The sequence below is a fragment of the Pseudomonas sp. B21-040 genome (assembly GCF_024748695.1).
In the GTDB taxonomy this organism is placed as follows: domain Bacteria; phylum Pseudomonadota; class Gammaproteobacteria; order Pseudomonadales; family Pseudomonadaceae; genus Aquipseudomonas.
Genome location: NZ_CP087176.1, coordinates 4,069,284 through 4,091,821, shown reverse-complemented (window position 1 = coordinate 4,091,821; position 22,538 = coordinate 4,069,284). Strand labels below are relative to the sequence as shown.

The following is a 22,538-nucleotide window of genomic DNA, read 5'->3' as shown; positions in this document are numbered from 1 at the left end:
TGTCATCGTTTGCTGCACAGAATGAACATGTCGTTGCCATCATCGAACAGGTAACGCGTCTGTGAGAGCGAGCGCATCCAGTAACTCACGCTGGTGTCCGAGCGGAAGATAAACAGGCCGAGTGTCCCCGCCAGCTCAGGCGTTGCGCTGTCCGCTTCGCCCTTGGCGCTCCGTACGACAGTGACCTGCAAGCGGTGTCCCTGTTGTTGCACCCTAAAGGCACTGTTGCGGCGCAGGGTGTCAATTTCAGCACCGGAGCCGGTATCGATCAGTTGGGCCACCATGCGCATGTGACTGAGCCCGCTGGGCCTCAAGTCCAGTCTGAAGCGCGTCGTCAGCCACGCAGCAGGCAATGCCGAGGGCACTTGATGCGCGCTCTCCCCGGTGCACCAGAAGTCCAGGTTGGCCTTGTGCTCGCCGGTCAGGCGTCCCAGTGCAACACCCAACAGCCCCACGACGACGAAGGCCAGGCACCAAGCTGAGGTGGCGGCGCGTCTAGTCATGTTGTTGTACACCGATGCAGCGACTGCTCGCCGTTTCCAGCGCGCCATCGCAGAGAATCTGATCGGCCCCCCGACGCGACGGTAACAAGTACAGGTGCATGTTTTGCGTCGAAAGACCTAGAATCCCCGCCAGTTTTCGACTGTTCTCGACCATCAATTGCAAGTGGGGCGCCACTGGCGGCTGTACGTCCTGAGTGGGCAAGTGCACGAGCACATCATCCATCGTTACGGGAGCGGCGAACGCTGGCGGTTCCACCTCAAGCGGCGGTGCCAGCCAGATTCTTCCCAGCACAAATGCACAGGCTCCCCACACGGGCAATGCGAGCCACAAGTGCCAACGCCTTGGGGTTGCAATCGCAGACGTAGGTATCGGCCCGGGAGCGGGTTCCGTTGAGGCAGGGATTGGCTTGATCGAAGGCGGTTCGCCAGCTTCTCCCTCTGCATCAGCGATGGCCGATACGGTAGGCTCAAGGGGCAGGGGGGCTTCGTTGCCAGTGACCATCGTGCATGATGGCAGCGCCGGTTTCGGGTGCGCAGTCAGTTCTTCGACTGTCACCCCGTCGGCAAGCTTGTAGCCGATGCGTGGCAAGGTCTGGATGAATTCTCGATCAGGCTGCAGTTTTTCCAGCGCCAGCCGCAATTGGCGGACCACCTGGGCCAGGCTGTTGTCGGTCACTTCCAGCCCGTATTGTCCCCATGCCCCGGCCATCAGTTCGCGCTTGCGCACCACAGCCCCCCCGGACCTGAGCAGCATGGCCAGGCATCGGCTGGCGATTGCACCCAGGCGCAAAGGCTCCTCATTGGCGGCGTCGACACGAAACAACAGGAAGTTGTTCTCGTCGAACACCAAGTGTTCATCAATCAGCAGTTGGCCCATGGCGAGCTTCCGTGCGTGGCAAGAAGACAAGTCGGATTCGTGTCGTTGGCTTCTAGAGTTAAGCGGCCATTCCTTGCTTTGGCCAACCTCTGCGCTGAATAGGTGGCGAGCTCAGTCGTTGTTTGCCAGTGGTCTACCCGGCCAAGGCCTCAAGGGCATCCTCGGCAGGGGCGTCGGCATAGCGCTCGGCGATCCGCTCAAACTCTTTTTCCAGGTCGATGAAGGCGGCCACCACATCCGGATCAAAATGCCGTCCGGCACCCTCGCAGATGATCGCGAATGCCTTCTCGTGGCACATCTGCGACTTGTATACCCGTCGGCTGATGACCGCGTCGTAGACATCGGCAACCGCCATCAAGCGGGCGCTGACAGGAATGGCGTCACCGGCCAGGCCATTGGGATAACCGCTGCCATCCCATTTTTCGTGGTGGCACAGGGCAATTTCCTTGGCGATACGCAGGAACGGCACTTGCGCGCCCAACAGTTCCTCGGCATGTACCAGGGCCTGGTAACCCAGCTGGGCGTGGGTCTTCATGATTTCGAACTCGGCAGGTTCAAAGCGCCCCGGTTTGAGCAGGATATGGTCTGCAATACCGACCTTGCCGATATCGTGCAGCGGCGCCGACTTGAACATCAGCTCAATGCTTTGATCATCTAGATGCACGCTGAATCGCGGGTGATCGCTTAATTTTTCTGCCAGTAGCCGAACATAGTGCTGTGTGCGCCGCAGGTGGTTGCCTGTCTCGTTGTCGCGAGTCTCGGCCAGCGAGGCAAGGGCCAGGATGGTCACGTCATGGGTGGCCTGCAGCTCACGGGTTCGCGCCAGGACTTCCTGGTCGAGGTAGGCATTGTGCGAACGCAACAGGTCCGTCGTCGCCTTGAGGCGCAACTGTGTCTGCACCCGTGCGAGCAGAATGGCCGGATTGATCGGCTTGAACAGATAGTCGGCAGCTCCCAGTGCGAAACCCTGGCACTCATCCTCATGCTGAATCCTGGCGCTCAGAAACATCACCGGCACATCACGTGTCTGCGGATTTTGCTGGAGACGACGACAAACCTCATAGCCATCCATTTCGGGCATCATCACATCCAGCAGAATCAGGTCGGGTATTGTCCGATCGACGATCTTCAAGGCCTGGGCACCGCTGGTAGCAATTCGTACGTGATAAAGCTCACGCAACAGCTCACTGATCAGCTGCAGATTGGCCGGCACATCGTCGACCACCAGCACGATGGGTCTTTGGGTTGAGCTGTTCACGGGGTTTCCTTGTGACGGCTGTCACGGATGTGTCGATAAAGTACTTTCAGTAACGCATGCCACTTGCACCTCTGCTCTGAAATGGACTGAGCCTTTTCCGCCGGGTGCTGAAAAACGCTGAAAACTTCTGAACAGCCTGCTTTTGAGGTCATGAAGTGTGTATTGCCTCAACGTTTCTATTCGTTCATTGCGCGGGTTCCACCGCCTGCATCGCCTCCTTCAGACAGACCTGCGCCCGCTCAAAATCGAAACGTTTCACCGCGTCGTCCAGTGGCTGGAAGCGTTGCGCGAACGCGCCTCGCAATACACCCGCATTTGAGGACAAATAGGGCACTGCCTGCGCATCAAAATCACTCAGCAGGGTTTCGAGATGTCGGCAGATCCGTCGTAACTCGACGTAGTCGACCGCTGTCGGTGCCGTCTCGATTTCACCGGGCAACCGCTCCCGCATTTGCCTCAGCAGGGCTTCCAAGGGTTCAGACAATGCCTGAAGAGCGATTTGCAGCGCTTCATTGGGGCGCTTTGTGCGAAGTGCTTGCTCCAACTCGTTTGCCGCCTGCGCGACGATGTCGGCACCGATGGTCGCTGACACGCCTTTGCAGCTATGGGCCAACAGTTCGGCTTTAGCCAGGTCACCCTGCATCAACGCCGTGCGTAACTGCTTGAGCAAGTGGCTCTGGTGGGTCTGGTAACTGCGCAGCAAATTCGCATACAGAGTGTGCCGGCCCAGTACCCGTCGCAGGCCCGCAACCGTGTCCACGCCGTCGAGTTTGAAGCTCGCCTCGGCGCAACTCTGCGTTGCCAACGGCGCCAGCGCCGCGTCGCACGCAGGCTGGACCGATGTCTCAGGCTGCCAGCGACGCAACACCGCGTAGAGCGTCTGCGGTTCGAAGGGTTTGCTGACAAAGTCATTCATGCCGGCTGCCAGACAAGCGTCTTGATCACGCTGGCTCGCATTGGCGGTAATGGCAATGACGGGCAGTGTGTCCATGCCGGGCAACCGACGCAGCAGGCGGGTGGCCGTCAGACCATCGAGCACCGGCATCTGCATGTCCATGAACACCAGGTCGTAGCGCTCCTCGGCCAATCGATCCAGCGCCTGGCGGCCATCCGTCGCGATTTCGACCCGACAACCGGCCGCCCGCAGAAATTCGGTGGCCACTTGCTGGTTTAACTCGTTGTCTTCCACCAGTAAAACGCGGGTCCCTTCGGTCGCCTGCCAGTCGCTGTGATGCTCCGCTGCGCACAGGCCTTCAATGACCGTGTTGCGGGCCAACAACAGGCGCACCTCAAACCAGAAATGACTGCCTTCCCCCAGCACGCTCTGAACACCCACCTGACCGCCCATCAACTCGGACAGCTGTTTGGCGATGGCCAGCCCCAGGCCCGTGCCACCAAAGCGTCGTGTGGTGGAGGCATCGGCCTGCTGGAAGCTCTGGAACATGTGTTTCAACTGCTCGGACGACAGGCCGATGCCGGTATCGCTCACGCTGAAGCAAAGCAAGGCGTCATCGGCGGCGGCCTGGCGCAGACTTACTTCAATACGGATCTGCCCACGTTCGGTGAATTTCACCGCATTACTCAGGTAGTTGAGTAATATCTGCCGCAGTCGCAGCGGATCGCCACACACGCGATCGGGTACGTCCGCCCCCATGTTGAGCCGCACATCCAGGCCTTTATCGGCAATACGCGCACGTACCTGGTCAAGGGCTTCCTCCAGCAGTTGGGTCAGGCTGAAGTCGCGGACCTCCAGTTGAAGCTTGCCGGCCTCGATCTTGGAAAAATCCAGAATATCGTCAAGCACGCCCAGCAAATGGCGGCTGGAGCTCTGTACCTTGTTCAAGTAGTCGCGCTGAGATTCGTTCAGCTCCGTCCTCAAGGTCAGGTGTGTCATGCCAATGATGGCGTTCATCGGCGTGCGAATCTCGTGACTCATGTTGGCCAGGAACTCAGCCTTGATACGCGCACTGTCTTCGGCCAGTTGCCGCGCCTGCTGCATCTCGTTCGCCGCGGCGTGCTGGGCGGAAATGTCTTCGATGATCCAGATCGAGCCTCGGGAGTTGTTTGCGGACGTGATGGCTCGCGCACTGACGCTGGCCCAGAAGCATCGGGCGTCCTTGCGACGCAGTTGCAGCTGCTGCTGATAGATTTCGCCACGGTCCAGCGCCTCGCGAATCTGTGCTTCCAGTGTCTGCACTGTTTGCGCCGAAATGACCTGATCCAGCCAGATCAGCGGGGACCGCTGCAGTTGCTCACCGGGTGCGTAACCCAGCAATTCGTCCAGACGCGAATTGGCCTGTGCGATCAATCCACCCTGTACGAGTGCAATGCCATAGGGCGCCGAGCCGACAATGGCCTGCTGCTGCTCATGCGCTTCACGCAGGCAGCGCTCTTCGGCTTTACGCTGGCTGAGATCGCGTATCGCAATGCACAGGCATTGCCCACGATCCTCGCGCACGGGCAGCAGGCACAGGCGCAACTCAGCGGGAAACTCACTGCCATCGGCTCGCCGCGCAATCACTTCGGCGGTGTCGAGCACCTTGTTCAGGTGCACTCGCTCAAGCATGCGATCAACGGTCTCGAGCTGGCTGTCCGGCACCAGCGCGCGGTAACTCTGGCCAAGCAAGGTGCCGGGGGCATAACCAAAGGTTGCTTCGCTTTCCTGGTTGGCGAGGATCACGCCGCCCTCGTCGAACACCAGCAGTGCTTTGGGGGCAAACTCGACGATGCTGCGATACCAGCCCTCAGTGGCTTCCAGCGACTGTTGGCGTTGTTGCAGAATCAGCGCCTGGCGCTCCAGCAGCCGGGCCTGCAGGTGGGCCTGGTGCAGCAATCGCTGATTGTGCGTGCTCTGATCCAGCAAATTCAGGAGCGTGGCGAGTCGGTTGGGCAGGGTGTCGAGCAACTGGAGCTGAGCGCAATCCGGGCGATGGGCAAAATCGAGTTCAAGGCTCGCCAGCTGCTGCCCGTCCTGCTGCAGTGGCAAACTGTAGTGCAAGTGGCCTGCCGGCATGTCGAAGGACTCAGCATCGAATAGCAAAATCGCCTTGCAACCCAGGCACTCGCCCAGCTTTTGCTGCAACGTTGCGGCGAATGCCTCCCGACTGGTGCACAACTGCAACGCTTGGACCAGCTCGCCGAGGTGCCCCTTGACCCAGTGCTGTCGGTGCAGCTCTTCATTGACGTCGACATAGGCATCGAATGCCTCGGCCAGCGCCACGACTTCAGCAAGCCCCTGGCGCTGCGCCGGCTCACCAAGGGCTTCGCCGGCGTGCAGGCGGCGCATGCGCTCGGAAAGACGCAACAACGGGATCATCAACTGGCGACGCAGGACCACCAGAAATGCCAATAGACCTGCGCCCAATGTGATCAATTGCATCAAGACATTGATGTGGCTGGCCAACTGGGCTTTGTTTCGCGCAGCCTCGAAGTCGCTATTAAAACGTTGGGTCGTCGAGGTGGTCAGTTGATTCAGCGCGTCGGCAAAATTCCACTCGGTATTGATGTAAGTGGTGCTTGCAAGCTGTGTCGGACCGCCTCGATGAAAACTTTGTTTCATCGCGAGGCGCTCCATGCTCGTTTGCCTGAGATCCATGTCCTCGACCGTCGCCAGCAATCGGGCTTCCTGATCATTCAGTCCGACGGCTTGAAGCTCCAGTTTGGTGTCGTGGAAAGTCCGGCCTTTTTGCCACTTTTCGTTGTATTGGGTGAGAAACAGCTCGTCGCCCGTGCCGACATACAGGCGTGCCAGTTGGGTCAGTTCACGGTTGAGGGTCGCCATTCGGGCAACGGCGGTGATGGTCTGGTGCCGTCGATCCGTGGCGCGCGCGGCTTGGGCACCGTAATACTCATCCAGGGACAGGGTCAGCAGGCAAGCAATCACCGCCATGCCAAATCCTGCCGAAATGAGTTTGCTCAGACGTTCCAGACTCATGGGCTCTCCTGCGACAACCGCTCCGGACACGCGCCGGAAGCTTAGGTCTGCAGTAAACCGCCACGCCTGCGCCGGTGCTGTGAAAACACCTGATTCAGTGGGATCGATTCGATGAAAAACGCTGAAAAGTCGTGAAACGACCCCAGACTGGATCGCTGCTATTTTAAAAGGGCCGTTCCAACCGCGTGATTGACGAGGAGGTGCAACATGGACCGATTCACCGGTGGTTGCCTGTGCGGCAACGTCAGGATTGTGGCTTCAGGGCGCCCATACCGCGTGGGCCTTTGTCACTGCCTCGATTGCCGCAAGCATCATGGGGCGCTTTTTCATGCATCCGCGATATTTCCTCAGGAGTCTGTGACGATCGAGGGCGAAACGCGCGATTACGCCGGGAGGTTTTTCTGCCCTCGCTGCGGTTCGTCGGTTTTCGCCCGCACCGCCGACGAGGTCGAAGTCAACCTGGGTTCCCTGGATGCCCCTGACCAACTGACGCCAACCTACGAAAGCTGGACCGTTCGGCGCGAGTCCTGGTTGCCGGTGTTTGCGCTTACGCGGCGATATGAGCACGACCGTGAGACCGCCGGGCGTTTCGAGGGGTAGTCCACGGAGCCCCTCGCTGGTCGACGGGCGGCCAGGCTTGTGCCTGACACTAGCCGATCCTCAACGGCGCAACGTCGCGCAATAGTCCTGTTCCGGTTGTGCAGCGCTATACCACACGTAATCCGCTTGCTCGACGGTCACCGTCTTGCCCGCCTCAGCCAGGATCAGCACCGCGTTGCCTTCGCCAGCGCCGAGGTCCGTCAGGTGCAGTGGCACGCCCAGATCCTTGCGCACATGGAAAGCCCCGGCCAGTAACAGCGCCGGTGTCGGTGCAGCCATCAGGTGTTCGGCCATGCGTCGGTCACGCTGCTGTTGCACGGCGAGCATCGCGGGCATTTGCGCTTCAGCCAGCAATCCGCAATGGGACTCTCTGATATTCGCCAGCAAGGTGGCTTGCACGGCTTTCGTGGTGGACGCTGTACCCGTGAGTGCCGGGCGCTGTTGGTAGATTTGCATGATTTGCGCCCTGTCCAGGTTGGCCGCCAGCAGCGGATAGGGTTGGCGCAGCGCGTAAGTGACCAGCGCGCCGTAGACACTCCAGTCCCAATTGGCCTGCCAGGCCAGCGCCTTGAACGCGTCGGCCGGTGGTTGCCCGGCACGGGTGGCGGTTTGCGCCGCGTCGACCCTGGTTTGCTGATCGGGATTGAGCATTTCCATCAGCAGGCTGCCCTGAGGGCGTTGAATCGCCAGCTCACGCAACAGCCACAATTGCAGGGCGTGGTGATCCGGATTGTCATGCTGTTCGCCGACCAGCACACGCGGCGCAACGGCGAGACGTTCGACCAGTTCCTGTGGTGTCAGCGTTCGACCGGTGGCGAGTTCGCGGATGGCGCCAAGGTCGGCATGGTCCCGTCCTTGCGGGGCGATGGGCGCCGGGGGCGGCGAGACGTGATGGGATTGGCAGGCAGCCAGCAGGCTGAACAGGCAGAGCAACAGAAGCCGCATCGTTTTTCCTTGGTAGACGGTGGCCTCCTCGATCAATAGAGGAGGGGGATTATCAGCGTGCGATGATCAAAGGGTGGCCGCGTTCCGGGTGCTGGTGAATCAACGCACGACCTGACAGCGCTCCGTAACGCTCGTGCCCACGCTGAATAAAGATGGAACGCGAGCGTCACTCGTCGCAAAAACACTCAGAAAAATCTCAACTAAGCTAATTGGGTTACAGGTCATTCACCTTGATTGGGGAGAGGTCGGTTCCCGATTTCTGATACGAGGTTCTGATGAATAAACGCTTTCAACTGGCTCCTGTTCTGGCGTGTGTGGTGGTTTGGCCACAAACCGGTTTCCCTGACGATAGTCAGGCCGAACTGGCCAAGCAAACACTGAATCCCGTCGCCGCGCTGTACAGCCTACCGATTCAGTACAACTGGAATCAGAAACTCGGCCCGAGTGGCGAGGGTTACCAAAGCGTCACCAACATCCAGCCGGTGCTGCCATTCAGCCTCAATGACGAGTGGAACCTGATATCGCGGACCATCCTGCCGATCATTGATCAGCATGGTCTGGTGCCTGGCGGGCAGGCAGATAAATCCGGAGCCGGTGATGTGACCCAGAGCTTCTTTTTCTCACCCCAAAAACCAACCGCGAATGGCTGGATATGGGGGGTGGGACCGGCCATTCTGGTGCCGACCGGCAGCAATGATCTTTTGAGCAATGAGCAATGGGGGTTAGGCCCTACGGTGGTGCTCCTAAAACAGAGCAATGGCTGGACCCGCGGAATATTGGCCAATCACATCTGGTCACTGGAAAACAGCCCACCCGATGACAAGGAAAAGGTCAACGCGACGTTCCTGCAACCGTTTTTCAGCTACACCACCCACACCTACACCACCTTCGGCATCAACACCGAATCCACCTACGATTGGCAGACCCGTGAATGGTCCGTGCCGATCAACCTGTCGGTCACCCAGTTGTTCAAAGTGGGTCATCAACCCATGACCGTGCAAGTTGGACCGCGTTATTGGGCTGACAGCCCGAAAGATGGCGCTGAGGGCTGGGGGTTCAGGGTGGCGTTTACGCTGTTGTTTCCAAAGTAAGCGCCACCCTGATTATCCTTCCATGTATGAACCGCCGTGCCTGACTAACTAGTTGCCGGCTGGCATTGGCAGGTTAATGCCTTCTTTCTGCAATTCCTCGCGAACCGACTGGAATTTTTGATACTGGGACAACTCGATCGGTCCGTCATAGGTCATGCTTTGCATCTTGCGAGGTGGGTATTTGACATAGGTCTGCATGAGCTTGGATATCGCCTGGCTGATCGGCACCATCGTCCAGGTACGCTCAGTAAAGTTGTTCATGAACAGGTCATAGCGCTCTTGCGGGTCTTGCCACAAGTCAAAGACTTGCGGCACCGTGGCCACATATTTTACGGCGCCTTTCCAGCCCAGGTTGGAGTCCACCGCCAGACCACCGGTTTGCGCGCCATCATCGCCCCGCAGGTTGAACACGGCCTTATAGTTTCCAACACGGGCCGCACCCGGGGACAATTCGTTCTCGGTGAAGTAGAACCACTCTTTGCGTGGAGAGGGGCCTTTGCCGGTGAGAACTGGCGTCATGTCGTAACTGTCGAAGATGATCGGCTGACCCTCGCGATCTTTCTCGGGCAGCTTCACGCCGGCAACAGAAGCGAATGTCGCCATCAAATCCAGGCCACCGAGAATCTCGTGATTTTTCGTGTCCGGCTTGATCTTGTCTGGCCAGACGGCAATGGCCGGTACCCGGTTACCGCCCTCACGCACGGTACCTTTGGTCCCGCGGAACGGGGTGTAGCCGGCATCCGGATAAACATCCTGCCAGGCCCCGTTGTCCGTGGTGTAAACCACCAGCGTGTTCTTATCCATGCCGAGTGCCTTGAGCTTGTCCATGATGCGACCGATGTGGGTATCGAGCTCGACCACAGAGTCGGCGTACTTGGACTTGGACATGGACTTATGAATGAACTCCGGTGCTGGCAAGTTCGGCTGGTGCACTTTCATGAAGTTGATGTTGATGAAAAACGGCTTGTCCGACTTGGCCGCGGTGTCGAGAAACTCCAGTGCGGCTTTTTCCACATAGTTGTCAAAGAACGGAATGCCGACCACGCCGGGTTTGCCATCCACGACGGGCGTGTCGACGTACTGGCCGTTGATCTTGAATTCTTCGACCGGTTTTTCGCCCGCCTTGCCGGACAACGCGCCCTTGGTCACCTTTTCAAACATCGCGCGGGTTTCCGGGTCCATGTCGGGGAACCAGGTAGGGTCGGCGTAGGTGTAGGCATTGAGGTGATACAGGCCGACGTATTTCATCACGTCATAGCCTTGTGCATTGGGCAGGGCATAGTCGGCTTCACCCAAGTGCCATTTGCCGGTGAAATAGGTGTCGTAGCCACCGGTTTTCAGCACCGATGCCAGCGTCCATTCGGCGGCAGGCAAGCCGCCGCCCTGGCCCTGGAAGGCCACGGTGGTCATGCCGCTACGGTTGGGGATGCGCCCGGTTTGCATGGCTGCCCGGCCAGGCGTGCAACTGGGTTGCGCATAAAAGGAGTAAAAGGTGACGCCTTCTGCCGCCAGCTCATCGATGCTGGGCGTCGGCATGCCCCGGCCGACACCACCGCCATAGGGGCCGAGGTCGCCGTAACCGGTGTCGTCGGAGACGATAAACAGGATGTTGGTTTTTTCCGTTTGAGCGGCGTGGGCGAGTCCGTTCAGTGACATAAGTGCGGCGAATGCGACAGACAACTTGAAGCGATCCGATAGGTTTTGCATACCAGCAATCCTCGTAGTTTCATGATGTTGGCAATTGGGTAGTGCGCAACAACAATGACTCTCGGTGCCTTGATCACCGAGGAATGAGCCTGGTACTGCGGGCAGAATCATTTCCCCCCTTACTGCATGACACTGCACAACTTAAGGCGCAGAAAGGAGTCTAGTGCGGTTTTTGGGGTTGGACGTGGTGATTGCGATGTTTTGGAGGGCGTGTAACAACCTCCAGGAATACGACAGCAAGGCAATCACCCGATGAGCCGATTTTCCGACTCACAAAAACCCTGGCTGCGTCATGGCTTCGCTTGTGCCACATCGCCACAGAAAATATCGACGTTGCCATCCTCGGGCGCAGTGCGCACGAGAACGGAGTATTTGCCGGCAAGCAAGTCTGGCAATTTGATCGGAGCGCTTCTGTAAAACATCCAGCCATTGGTACCTGTATTGTGCTCGGTGTTGACCTTGTCGTTCATCGCATAGGCGACTGTGCCGGGTTGCTTGCAGCTGCCTTTATTGACGAATGTGTAGATGCGCGGTGGCAAGTTAGTGCCGGTTGGAACGCCGCTGATGTAGAAATCAAAGTTGGTTTTATCGCCCACGGCGGTCAATGTGGTGTTGCCGATCTGGCCCATGTTTTGGTGGGTGGCTGCCAGAGGAAGGTTCATTGAATGATTTGAGGAAGTGGTGCAGCCGAAGAGACTTGCCATGACCAGTACCGCTGCCAGAGGGGTGCAGTGATTCATTGTCAATCTCCAGTTATTGAATAAGTGCAGGGGGAATACTGGGTATAGCTCATTAAAGCGGCGTTGCATTCCCATTCACTTATTTTCGGAGAAGTTCGGCTATCAATCGCTCCCTCTGTTGTTGGGTGGTCGCAAATTGCGACCCTTAATTCACGCCATCTATATCTTGGCTAAAAGGCTTTCACGCTGACGAAGTTCTTCTTCCATCGCCCTCACTTCCCTCATGTAAAGCTCTACAACGGGAGGTAGCGAGCGCGACTTGAGGTAGATGAAACCGTAATGGGTGCGTAGTGCGAGGTCCTGGAGGGGCAAGGGTACTAATTCCCCCGTCCTGAACGCCTGTTCAAAGCTTGATAAGTTGCCTAAGGCCAAGGCATTACTGTTCTCTACGAACGCCGTAATTTGCATCGGCACATCTATTTCAATGGCCGGTACAAAATCGCCATTCACTGCGTCATAAGTGCCGGCGCAGCCCAATGTGGCGGGCAGTAAATGGCTGGCGACCCGCAACGGGATACGCGAGGCCACCCACGGGTAATCGAGTGTTTGCGCCAACTTCAACGAACGCTTTTGCGTGAGCAACGGATGCCCGGGGCGGCAAAACAGGCGCCCCTCATGTTCACCCACCAGTTCACAGGTGAATTCTTCCCGGCCTTGCAACGTACTGATTTCGGCGATCCCCAGGTCCACCGCCCCGGTGGCAACCTGAAGGGCCACGTCACGCCAGCCCGCGACATGGGCCGTGACTTTGATGTGTGGATGCCGCGCATGCAATCGGGCGATGCTGGCATACCCGCTGCTGATGCTGGGGTAGGGGCCCAGCGCAACTTTCAACGCACCGATATCGCCACCTGTCAGCAAGGCCATGTCGCGAACCAGATCCTCTTGCGCCATCAACAGGCGCTGGCTCTTTTCCCGAAGCAACTGACCAAACGCCGTCAACACGACGCCTTCCGTGCGCCGGTCGAACAACGTGACCCCGAGTTCATTCTCCAGCAACTGGATGCTTTTGCTCAGCGCCGGCTGCGAAACCCCTAACGCCTTGGCGGCCCGACCAAAGTGGGCATGTTCGATCAATGCCAAAAACTGGCGCAGACGGCGTGGTGTCATTACATAACCTTTATGTTATCGAATATCGACAAAATGGAATTTTTCGTAATCAGATCAATATGCTATTCATACGCCGACGGGTCAAGTTGACCTCGTATCCAGCACACGGAACCCCGCGCAATCATTGGCATTCATGCCTTTGACCCCCCTTAGGCGAAGGAACATTTCATGTACAACAAGACCCTTCATCTGGCACTGGCAATCACGCTGGGCAGCAGTTTCAGCCCCAGCGTTTTTGCAGCCGATGCAAACGGCGCAAGTCCTGTCCCGGCCACGACGCAAAACGGCCATTTCGATAACAAAGGCAAGCCGCCTTCCACCTACACGGTCGAACTGCAAAAAGGTCTGCGCAAGTCACTGCCGTTTTCTGACAAGCGCGATTTTGAAGAGGCGAAAAAAGGCTTCATCGCCGCACCGTCCTATAAAAAGATCATGGCCGAAGCCGGGAATGTTGCCTGGAACATGGGCAGCTACGACTTCCTTCTGGACGGCAAGGATTACGACAGCATCAACCCGTCCTTGCAGCGTCAGGCCGAACTGAACATGGCCTATGGTTTGTACGAAGTGGTGCCGGACAAGATCTATCAGGTGCGCGGCTTTGACCTGGCCAACATCACCTTCATCAAGGGCGATACCGGCTGGATCGTCTTCGACACCCTGATGTCCAAGGAAACCGCCAAGGCCGCCCTGGATTTCATCAACGAAAAAATCGGCAAGCGCCCGGTGGTAGCGGTCGTCATTTCCCATTCCCATGCCGATCATTTTGGCGGCATCCGCGGTGTCGTCGATGAGGCGGATATCCGCAGTGGCAAGGTTCCGCTGATCGCCCCGAAAGGCTTTATGGAGCATGCCGTGGCGGAAAACGTCTACGCCGGTAATGCCATGAGTCGCCGCGCCTACTTCCAGTATGGTTTGATGTTGCCGCATAGCCCCAATGGCCATGTCGACATGGCGATTGGTAAAAATGCCTCCATTGGCAACATGGGCCTGATCGAGCCCAATCGCTACATTGAAAAAGATTTCGAGACCGTGACCATTGACGGTGTAGAAATGGAATTCCAGAGCACCCCCGGTACCGAAGCCCCGGCGGAAATGAACACCTGGTTTCCGCAATTCAAAGCGTTCTGGGCCGCCGAAAATATTGTCGGCACGATCCATAACATCTACACGTTGCGCGGTGCGCTGGTTCGCGATCCGCTGGTGTGGTCGAAGAACATCAACAACGCCTTGTATCGCTACGGGCAACAGGCCGACGTCATGTTTGCCGCCCACAGTTGGCCACGTTGGGGCAATGAGCGAATTCAGGACGTCATGCGCGCGCAACGCGATGCTTACGCCAACCTGAACAACGCCGTACTGCATGCTGCCAACGAAGGCGTCACCATCAACGAGATTCATAACGTCTACACGTTGCCCGACAGCCTTAAAAACAACTGGGCGACTCATAGCTATCACGGTTCGGAAGAGCACAACAGCCGGGCCGTAATCAACCGCTACCTGGGTTACTGGGATGCCAACCCGGCCACGCTGATGCCGCTGTCACCGAAGGATTCGGCGCCGCTCTATGTGGAAATGATGGGGGGCGCAGACAAGATCATGACCAAGGGCAAGGCCTTGTTCGATCAGGGCAAATACCGCGAAGCATACGAAATCCTCAATAAGCTGGTGTATGCCGAACCACAAAACACCCAGGCCAAGGACTTGCTGGCGGACGTCTATGAACAGGTTGGCTATCAGAAGGAAAGTGCCGGTGTACGCAACAGTTTCCTTGCGGCTGCGAATGAACTACGCAATGGCATGCCCAAGGGCGTACCACCAAAAACCGCCGGGCCAGACATGATCCGTGGCATGAGTACGGAGTTGTGGCTCGAGTACCTTGGCATCGCCCTGGACGGCAGCAAAGTCGCGGACCAACACTTTGTGATGAATCTCAAGACGCCAGACAACGGGGAAGAGTTTGTGGTGGAGTTGAGCAATTCGACCCTGACTAACATCAAGGGGCAGCAGGCGAAAAATCCTGATCTGACGATTACCCTTGATCGCGCGGCGCTCGAAGGTGTGATGGCAAGGCAAACCAGCCTTGCTCAACTCGTTGCGAGTGGTAAAGCCACCCTCGAAGGCGATCACAAACCCTTCCAGCAGTTGATGGCCGCCATGACGCCGTTTACCCCAGACTTCGAACTGCTGCCGGGCACCAAACAGTAATCGGTTTGGATTTATGGATCGTTGGATCGTTCCTACGCTCTGCGTGGGAATGCCTCGACGGACGCTCCGCGTTCGGCTTTGGAGGGACGCGGAGCGCCCCGGGCTGCATTCCCACGCAGAGCGTGGGAACGATCAGAACGCGAGATTTGTTTTGTGCACGAAAAAGCCCGGCTGATAAGGCCGGGCTTTTCTTTGAGTACCGCGGTAGAACCCCGCATTTATGCAGCGCGGCTTTCGATCAGACGGTCGGAGCCACCTTCGGCAACGCGGTTTTGCATCAGACGGTCGGAACCATCAGCAGCGACGCGGTTTTCGATCAGACGGTCGGAACCATCAGCGGCAACGCGGTTTTCGATCAGACGGTCGGAGCCATCAGCGGCGACGCGGTTTTCGATCAGACGGTCGGAACCATCAGCGGCAACGCGGTTTTCGATCAGACGGTCGGAGCCATCAGCGGCAACGCGGTTTTCGATCAAACGGTCGGAGCCATCAGCGGCAACGCGGTTTTCGAACAAACGGTCGGAGCCATCAGCGGCGACGCGATTCTCGATCAAACGATCCGAACCCCCTTCAGCCACACGGCTTTCAATCAGACGATCCGAGCCGCCTTCAGCGACGACAGGTTGAGCAGAGGTAGCGGCAAAAGCGTTAACTGCGAAAACCGAGAAAGCGATGCTGAGAAGGGTTTGGCGTTTCATGATTGTGTGCTCCGGGGTGTAGTTGTTTGGTCTGGAGCCGATGTTACGCCGCGGATTTTTTAAGAGAACTTCATTGAGTTAATGGTGACTATTGACGCAAGCAATGGTTGCCTCGAATCGTCGGTTGCCCGGTCATTGATCCACGACACACAACTCGCCAGTGGCGCGGATCAGAGCCTGTCCATGCAGTTGATCCTTGATCAGGCCCGCTCGCTCGATCCCCAGCCAGTCCGGGCAGTCGGGGTCATTGCGATAGGGCACGAAGTCGGCGTATTGCTGCAGCAGGCGGTTTTGCAGCTCATCCAGCCGAGGCCTGATTTGATTGACGAGGTCCGGCCGAGGAGTGTCCGGTGCCCTGTCCGCCGCGCGCCATTGAGCGAGCAGGCCGTACTGCACCAGTTTGTTGGCTTCGATCTGCGCGGCGATCAAGTCGGCGACGTCCTGCGGGTTCAGTTTCTGGCTTTCGGCCGTCTTCCTGGCACTGTCGATGACCTGAGCTTCCCGGGCCGTATCCTGGATCGGTTTGCGACTGTCCCATTTGGTCAGTGCCACGAGGTCCGCAATGTTCAAGCGCTCATTGATCGTCTCCAGCAGCGGTAACAAGCTGGCAGGTGCCGGCGATGGCGTACCGGCCTGGGCGCCGCAAGCGAGTGAGCCGAGCAAGGCAGCGGTCAGCAGTTGCGGCAAGCGAAGGGCGTGGAGCATGGGCAAACCTCATTGGGCGCAGGATTCACAATCAGGGACTTATGTAACACAGGTTCGGCAGCCGCTTTAAGTGGGGTCTGAATTTTTTTGCGCACGAAAAAGCCCGGCGTGTCAGGCCGGGCTTGCTGTCGATTACCCCAACGCCTCGCCAACGATCAGCCTTTACTGGCCGCCAGATAAGCACCCAGGCGCTGTCCCATTTGCTCGCCCAAGGCCTGCAAACCGCTCAGGGGCCGGACCATCACCTCAAACTCAACGATTTTCCCCTGTTCGTTGAACCGGATCATGTCGATGCCCTTGATCTGTTTTTCGCCAACCTTGGCGCTGAACTCCAGAACGACGTTCAACCCGTCCGCCGTCGACAGTTCGCGGTGGTAGGCAAAGTCCTCAAAGACCTTGACGACCGTGTTGAGAATCATCGAGACCACGGCCGCGCCCGGATAAGGCGTGTGCGCCATCGGCGAGCGGAACACAGCATTGGCGTCCAGCAAACCGGGCAGGGTACTCAAGTCCCCCGTGCGGATCATGTCGTGCCATTGCTTCAAGGAATCAGCGGCGTTGGGGTGCAGGTTCAGTTCGGACATTTTTACTCCTGTATTTTTATTGTGTGTTCTGCGACATGGAGGGGCGCGGTTTGGCGCCGTTGTTGGTCAATGACCACCGCCGCATCCTGCGCCCACTGACTGTATATCGCAGGTCCCGGATGGAAACCATCCCGCGCCATCGAACCGGCCACGGGGGCCAACCGGGTGGTCAGCAGTGTGCATCCCTCCGTTCGCCCGGCCAGGTCGGCAAGGTTTGCGTTGAATCCACTGGCCCGCAGCCCCAGGTACCAGCGCAGCGGTTGTGGAAGTGCGGGAAACAGGTGCATGGGTGGAAGAGGGGACACCACGATCAGCTTCGCCGCGTACTGGCTACGCAACAGGCTCATCAACCGTTGTTGCCGGGCGATCCACTGATCTGTCGCCAACGTGCTGGTGACATCGTTGACGCCAATAGACAACAGCACCACATCGAAGTGTTCCGGCGAATGCGCTTCAAGCAGCTCCAGCAGCGCTTGCGTATCGAGACCGGACCTGGCCCAGAGTTTCCAGCAGACCCGGTAATCTTTGGCCAATAGCCTGACGAGTTGGCCGCTGAGCGCTTCATCCTGAGTCGATGCACCGACCCCGGCGGCGGCGCTGTCGCCGACAATCAACAACCGCAAGGCATCGCCGCTGCCGGTGATCCCTTGGCGTTCGCCCTCGGCTTCCGGCAGCTTGGGCGTTACCCGGCGCGTGTAGATGCCCTGCATCAGCAGCAAGGGACCGAGCAGGATTTTGGTCAGCGCAGCCTTCAAAATGAGGTCATTGCGATTTTTTGGGGGGATAGTTGCCGCGCACGCCCCCGGACTTGTTGCCGGTTTTACCAGGAAGGCCAGGCACTACCGGACGGGACCGGGGCTGCGGGTTGGCGCGGCTACGGGGTTGAGGTTGTTTGCTCATCGTCCGTCTCCTGATGGTTCGCATCGGGCCTCAGTAGTGCTTGTTACTCTTCATTGTCCGGGACCTCTTCCCAACTGGCATCCGGATCAAAATTCTTCATCGACTTCGCCAACTGTTCACTGTCAGGCCCCATGTCTTTCTCGAATACCTGCCCATCATGGCTGATCATGAAACTCATGACGCCGGTATCGTTGTATTTCGCCGGCCAGGCGATCAGTGCAAAGCCCCGGGTCATCTTGTCACCGATGAGGTAGCTGTAGGCGCCACCCGGTGCTGAAGGGCCCTGGCTATGAAGGATGCGGAAGTGATAACCGTGCCACGGTTCACCGGCAATGGTTTTGCCGAACTGGAGACCCAACGGGCTGATCTGGCCGCTATTGTCGTCCCGCCAATAAAGTCCGTCGTGCTTGCCGGGGGCGCTGTAAATATTCTCTGCATACTCAAGTGCGCCGTCGCCGTCACGGTCCACGGATGCATAGTCCATCTGGGCGTCGTGATAGGCCCGCACTGATTGCAACGCGGCGAGTTCGTTGCGGCCAATTCGACGTGCACGAATTTCGGCACCACCGGCCTTGGTGTCGAAGTGCCAACCGCTTGCGCCTTTTACAATGGGTATAGGCAGTGTCCAGTGGTTAGTTCCGACGGACAGAACCGCCTTGTCCTCGCCGCTTTTTTCAATGGTGTTTTGCTCGTGGTACAGCTTCAGGAACGCGTCCACATCTTCGCGCTCCGCGCCTTGGCTAGGGATGAAACTGCGCCATTGCTCACCCAGCAACTCTGCCAGCCGTTTGTGATCGGCTTGTTTCGTGCCCAGCGCTTCGACGAACGCTTGAGCGGCCTTTTCCGGTGTTGGAAATTCCTGCTGCGCCATCACCATGAACGACCACGACAGGCCGGCAGTCAGCGCCAAGGCCTGAAGGAATAAACCCATGAGTGCCTTCACTCCAGAATGGTTATTCACCGGCGGCCCCCCCACTTCTTTGACGCGATGGTGGACTGGACGGTCGACTGACTTGGTGGCCAGCGGAGCGCGAGGCACTGGGGCGCTGGGCAGAGGCCTGGCTGGCCCGGCCACGATTGGCTTGTGCGTTGACTTGGGACGGTGAGCGCGTGCCGGCAAATGCATTGTTGCGGGCAGCGCCCTTGTTGGCGGTCGTCGCGGCCGGGCGGTTTTGCGTGGTTTGGCGCGCCTTCGCGTTACCTTGTCCGCGTTGTTTCACGTCAGAGGTCTGTTTCCTCGGTTGCTGATTTTCACGGGTGTTTCTGGCCGTGCCCTGGCCTCTGTCAGCCGCTTTCGGTCTGTCCGCATTGGCTTGCATCCGATTGCCGGCCGAGACACCGGGTTCGGCCTTGCGCATTTGATTACGTGCTTCACGGTTGCTGGTGGCGGGGCGTTCGATGCCGGCCCTGTCCATTGAACCGCGAGCGTTTTCACGCGCCTGGGCGCGCTGGGCATTGTCCCCTCGATAGGCCGAACGCTGATTGGCGCCGTTCAGTTGGCGGCCATACTGTTCGCGGCTCCTGTTGTCTCGATAAGGCACGCCATTGCGGTGAGCGGAGTTATGCTGCCACTTGTTCTGATTAGCGTTGATCCGAGTGTTGCCATTGATGTTGTTGTAGCGCTCAACGTCGATGTCGACATCGTTATTGCCCCAGTCACATTCACCCCACAACGCACCGACGATCGCCACACCGGTACCAAACGCCAGCCCGGCCATCAATGCCTGACCGGGATAGTAGGCGGGCGGAGGCGGATAGTACGCAGGCGGCGAGGCTGGATACGGCCAGGTGCCGTAGGTGGTTGTCGGGTTATAGGTGGGGACGTACACAATCTGCGGGTCCGCGGGTTGAATGATGATGGTCGAGTTGCTGGCGGGTGCTGATTCAACGGCAGGGGCCGATGGCGGAATGTTCTGAATCGTCACGTTCTGATATTGGTTGCTTTGCAGGTTGCCTGCGGCTTGCGCCTGATGCCGTAAACGTTGCACGGCGCCCATGACATCGTCGGGCTGCGCCAGGAACGCATCACCCAGGCGTTGTACCCAGATGGGATCCTGCCCCAGCGTGACCAGAACCTGCGGGAAGGCGACCAGCGCCTGAACACTCGGATCCCACGGCTGGTTTGCCACTTGTCTTACCGCGTCATCGCCCGTGGCTTTCGGGTTGGCTTTAGACCAGGTCACCGCCTCGGCCACTTCGCCGGGGTACGTGGAGGCCATCAGCACCTGTGCCAACAGCGGGTCCGGATAAAGCGCGATGGGCGCCAGCATTTGATCCAGCTGTTCCTGAGTAAACACCGGATCTTTCGCCAGCGGCGCGGCGGGCGCCGTACTGGGCGGGTTTGCCGGGGCGGCTGCGGGGGCAGTCGCTGGCGCGGGTACGGCCGCATCCACTGGCTGCGCTATGCAGAACGATCCGCTCAAAAAAATGACAGCTGACAGCGCGTGAAATAATGGAATGCGCATTGCAACTCCATGTGGTCAGGCAGGTTTGAAATGAGTGGATCAATGCCTGGGTGTGAGCGCCTGCGTTGCAGGCTACAGACCCTCGGCTTCGATGCCGCTCCCTAAGCGTAGCAAACAAAAAAAATCTGCCATTTATTTAAGTTCACTCAAACGCCTATCGAAACTCGCGAGCAGTCGGGTGATTTTTTTCATCGCTAAAACGACTAACAATCGGCGGTCACTGTGGAGGATTTGCCGCGCCAGCGTGTTTGATATCCCCACAAAAGATATCTACGTTGCCATCGGTCGCGGCCGTTCGCACGACGATGGAATACTCACCCGCCAGCAGCACCGACAGGGCGACAGGCGCGCTTCTGGAAAGCGTCCAGCCGCGTATGGGCTGGCGTTCGGTGTTGACCTGATCGTTCATGGCGTAGGCCACTGCCCCGGGGTGTTGGCAACTGCCTTTATAAATGAACGTATAGAGACGCAAGGGCAGGGTGCCACCGCTGGGAACACCGCTGATAAAGAAACTGAGTCCGGTTTTATTGTCCCAGTCGGCCAACGTCACATTGCCGATCTGACCGGTGTTTTGCCGCGTGGCAACCAATGAAACGGACACCACCGGTTTTGATGATGTGGTGCAACCGAATAGGGTGGCAGCGATCAATAGGGCGGTCAGTGCATGTGCGAGCTTCATGGCCAAGCTCCTGTGTTGAAAAACTGCGGGGGTGAATAGCGGTATAGCTGATTAATCGCCCTGGCGTAGAATCCCCCAAACCCGCGCGCGCCCATCCGAGACGGATACTCAATGCAAACCCCCACCCAATCCACCCCCCTCTGGAAAACCTACCTGCTTTTCCTCGGCCCGATGGTCCTGTCGAATTTCCTGCAATCCATGTCGGGCACCGTCAACAGCATCTACATCGGCCAGATGCTCGGTACCCAGGCCCTGGCTGCTGTCTCTGGCATGTTTCCCATCATTTTCTTCTTCATCGCGCTGGTCATTGGCCTCGGTGCGGGTGCCAGTGTGCTCATCGGTCAGGCGTGGGGCGCCCGTGAGCCGCATCTGGTGAAAACCATCGCTGCGACTACTTTGCTGCTGGGCGCCATGATCGGGCTGTCGGCGGCGGTGTTGGGCAGTGTGTTTGCCAGGCGCGCCTTGCAGGGGTTGGGCACGCCGGCGGATGTACTGGATGACGCGGTGGCCTATGCCCACGTGATGATGTGGATCATGCCGTCGCTGTTGGTTTACGTGCTGTTCACCCAACTGCTGCGCGGGGTCAGCGATACGGTGTCGCCGCTGATTGCGTTGGTGGTGTCGACGTGTATCGGGTTGGCGCTGACGCCGGCGTTGATTCGCGGTTGGTTCGGGTTGCCGCCGATGGGGATTCAGAGTGCGGCGTATGCCGGGTTGGCGGGTAACTTGTCGGCGATGGGGTGGCTGGCGTGGCGGTTGATACGCAAAGGGCATCCTTTGGCACCGGATCGCGAGATGTTTGCGGCGATGAAGCTGGACCTGGTGATTCTTGGCAAGGTGCTGCGCATTGGCCTGCCGACCGGGTTGCAGATGGTGGTGTTGTCGGTGTCGGAGCTGGTGATTCTGGCGCTGGTGAACCAGCACGGCTCGCAGGCGACGGCGGCGTACGGGGCGGTGACGCAGATCGTCAATTACGTGCAGTTCCCGGCGCTGTCGATTGCGATCACCGCGTCGATCCTCGGCGCCCAGGCGATCGGGGCAGGGCGTGTCGAGCGCATGGGGCCGATTTTGCGCACGGGGCTGCTGATCAATGTGTGCCTGACCGGTGGTTTGGTGGTGTTGGGTTACGTGTTGTCGCACTGGTTGTTGGGCTTGTTCCTGACCGATGATTCCACCCGGGCGATGGCCGAGCACTTGTTGCACATCATGCTCTGGAGCCTGTTGGTGTTTGGTTTCCAGGCGATTGTCGGCGGCATCATGCGCGCCAGCGGTACGGTGTTGGTGCCGATGGCCGTGTCGATTTTTTGCGTAGTGCTGGTGCAGTTGCCGGTAGCGTATGTGCTGGACGGGCACTTTGGTTTGCAGGGTGTGTGGATGGCGTTTCCAGTGGCGTACCTGGGGATGCTGGCGTTGCAGACGGCGTACTACCGGTTTGTGTGGCGGCATCAGAAGATCGAGCGGTTGGTGTAAGCGGCACCGCTTGCTGTCGGCCATGGTCAGGCCGACAATTCTCGGGGACTGCGTGATGAAACCGGCG

Annotated in this window: 19 protein-coding genes; 4 read left to right on the top strand and 15 right to left on the bottom strand. The window is 58.5% G+C overall.

Features of this window, described 5'->3' with window-relative positions:
* Window positions 1-2 precede the first annotated feature (2 nt).
* The 4 genes from LOY55_RS18750 to LOY55_RS18735 all read right to left on the bottom strand — a co-directional run bounded on the left by LOY55_RS18750 (window position 3) and on the right by LOY55_RS18735 (window position 6,572).
* On the bottom strand, window positions 3-503 hold the full coding sequence (locus LOY55_RS18750) for a hypothetical protein (RefSeq protein WP_258666216.1): 501 nt from the start codon (window positions 501-503) through the stop codon (window positions 3-5).
* A complete protein-coding gene (locus LOY55_RS18745) occupies window positions 496-1,380 on the bottom strand; it encodes a transcriptional regulator (protein ID WP_046030396.1) in 885 nt (294 codons plus the stop codon). Before LOY55_RS18745 ends, LOY55_RS18750 begins: the two co-directional genes overlap by 8 nt.
* 133 nt (window positions 1,381-1,513) lie before the next feature.
* Window positions 1,514-2,638 (bottom strand): two-component system response regulator, encoded by a 1,125-nt coding sequence (locus LOY55_RS18740; protein WP_258666212.1) that lies wholly within the window; start codon window positions 2,636-2,638, stop codon window positions 1,514-1,516.
* 184 nt (window positions 2,639-2,822) lie between these two features.
* Window positions 2,823-6,572, bottom strand: a complete 3,750-nt coding sequence (locus LOY55_RS18735) for a PAS domain-containing hybrid sensor histidine kinase/response regulator (protein WP_258666211.1) — start codon at window positions 6,570-6,572, stop codon at window positions 2,823-2,825.
* 207 nt (window positions 6,573-6,779) lie between these two features.
* Between LOY55_RS18735 and LOY55_RS18730 the strand changes: the two genes are divergently transcribed.
* Window positions 6,780-7,172, top strand: coding sequence for a GFA family protein (locus LOY55_RS18730; RefSeq protein ID WP_258666209.1), 393 nt, complete (start codon window positions 6,780-6,782; stop codon window positions 7,170-7,172).
* Window positions 7,173-7,232: 60 nt separating this feature from the next.
* Here LOY55_RS18730 and LOY55_RS18725 read toward each other — a convergent pair whose 3' ends face one another.
* The gene (locus LOY55_RS18725; protein WP_258666207.1) at window positions 7,233-8,117 is read right to left on the bottom strand and encodes a ChaN family lipoprotein; all 885 of its coding nucleotides are present in this window, start codon (window positions 8,115-8,117) and stop codon (window positions 7,233-7,235) included.
* Between the two features lie 275 nt (window positions 8,118-8,392).
* On the opposite strand from LOY55_RS18725, the gene LOY55_RS18720 reads away from it, so the two are divergent.
* Window positions 8,393-9,208, top strand: a complete 816-nt coding sequence (locus LOY55_RS18720) for a hypothetical protein (RefSeq protein ID WP_109786695.1) — start codon at window positions 8,393-8,395, stop codon at window positions 9,206-9,208.
* Between the two features lie 48 nt (window positions 9,209-9,256).
* On the opposite strand, the gene LOY55_RS18715 is transcribed toward LOY55_RS18720, so the two are convergent.
* The 3 genes from LOY55_RS18715 to LOY55_RS18705 form a co-directional block, all read right to left on the bottom strand.
* On the bottom strand, window positions 9,257-10,915 hold the full coding sequence (locus tag LOY55_RS18715) for an arylsulfatase (protein ID WP_109786694.1): 1,659 nt from the start codon (window positions 10,913-10,915) through the stop codon (window positions 9,257-9,259).
* A gap of 290 nt (window positions 10,916-11,205) precedes the next feature.
* Window positions 11,206-11,655, bottom strand: coding sequence for a hypothetical protein (locus LOY55_RS18710; protein WP_109786693.1), 450 nt, complete (start codon window positions 11,653-11,655; stop codon window positions 11,206-11,208).
* 159 nt (window positions 11,656-11,814) lie between these two features.
* A complete protein-coding gene (locus LOY55_RS18705; RefSeq protein WP_109786692.1) occupies window positions 11,815-12,765 on the bottom strand; it encodes a LysR family transcriptional regulator in 951 nt (316 codons plus the stop codon).
* A 168-nt stretch (window positions 12,766-12,933) separates the two neighbouring features.
* Here LOY55_RS18705 and LOY55_RS18700 point away from each other — a divergent pair, with 168 nt between their 5' ends.
* The gene (locus LOY55_RS18700; protein ID WP_258666202.1) at window positions 12,934-14,970 is read left to right on the top strand and encodes an alkyl/aryl-sulfatase; all 2,037 of its coding nucleotides are present in this window, start codon (window positions 12,934-12,936) and stop codon (window positions 14,968-14,970) included.
* A 218-nt stretch (window positions 14,971-15,188) separates the two neighbouring features.
* On the opposite strand, the gene LOY55_RS18695 is transcribed toward LOY55_RS18700, so the two are convergent.
* The 7 genes from LOY55_RS18695 to LOY55_RS18665 all read right to left on the bottom strand — a co-directional run bounded on the left by LOY55_RS18695 (window position 15,189) and on the right by LOY55_RS18665 (window position 21,001).
* Window positions 15,189-15,668, bottom strand: coding sequence for a phage infection protein (locus tag LOY55_RS18695; RefSeq protein ID WP_258666200.1), 480 nt, complete (start codon window positions 15,666-15,668; stop codon window positions 15,189-15,191).
* Window positions 15,669-15,800: 132 nt separating this feature from the next.
* Complete coding sequence (locus tag LOY55_RS18690; protein WP_109786689.1) at window positions 15,801-16,373, bottom strand: chorismate mutase; 573 nt, start codon at window positions 16,371-16,373, stop codon at window positions 15,801-15,803.
* 155 nt (window positions 16,374-16,528) lie between these two features.
* Window positions 16,529-16,957, bottom strand: a complete 429-nt coding sequence (locus LOY55_RS18685) for a nuclear transport factor 2 family protein (protein ID WP_258666198.1) — start codon at window positions 16,955-16,957, stop codon at window positions 16,529-16,531.
* A 2-nt stretch (window positions 16,958-16,959) separates the two neighbouring features.
* Window positions 16,960-17,667 (bottom strand): SGNH/GDSL hydrolase family protein, encoded by a 708-nt coding sequence (locus tag LOY55_RS18680; protein WP_258668356.1) that lies wholly within the window; start codon window positions 17,665-17,667, stop codon window positions 16,960-16,962.
* Between the two features lie 233 nt (window positions 17,668-17,900).
* Window positions 17,901-18,788, bottom strand: a complete 888-nt coding sequence (locus LOY55_RS18675; protein WP_223525047.1) for a DUF2950 domain-containing protein — start codon at window positions 18,786-18,788, stop codon at window positions 17,901-17,903.
* Between the two features lie 22 nt (window positions 18,789-18,810).
* On the bottom strand, window positions 18,811-20,322 hold the full coding sequence (locus LOY55_RS18670) for a DUF3300 domain-containing protein (protein ID WP_258666196.1): 1,512 nt from the start codon (window positions 20,320-20,322) through the stop codon (window positions 18,811-18,813).
* Window positions 20,323-20,539: 217 nt separating this feature from the next.
* Window positions 20,540-21,001, bottom strand: coding sequence for a hypothetical protein (locus LOY55_RS18665; protein ID WP_109786685.1), 462 nt, complete (start codon window positions 20,999-21,001; stop codon window positions 20,540-20,542).
* A 111-nt stretch (window positions 21,002-21,112) separates the two neighbouring features.
* Between LOY55_RS18665 and LOY55_RS18660 the strand changes: the two genes are divergently transcribed.
* Entirely contained in the window at window positions 21,113-22,471 is a 1,359-nt protein-coding gene (locus LOY55_RS18660; protein WP_223525048.1) for an MATE family efflux transporter, read from the top strand.
* Window positions 22,472-22,538 lie beyond the last annotated feature (67 nt).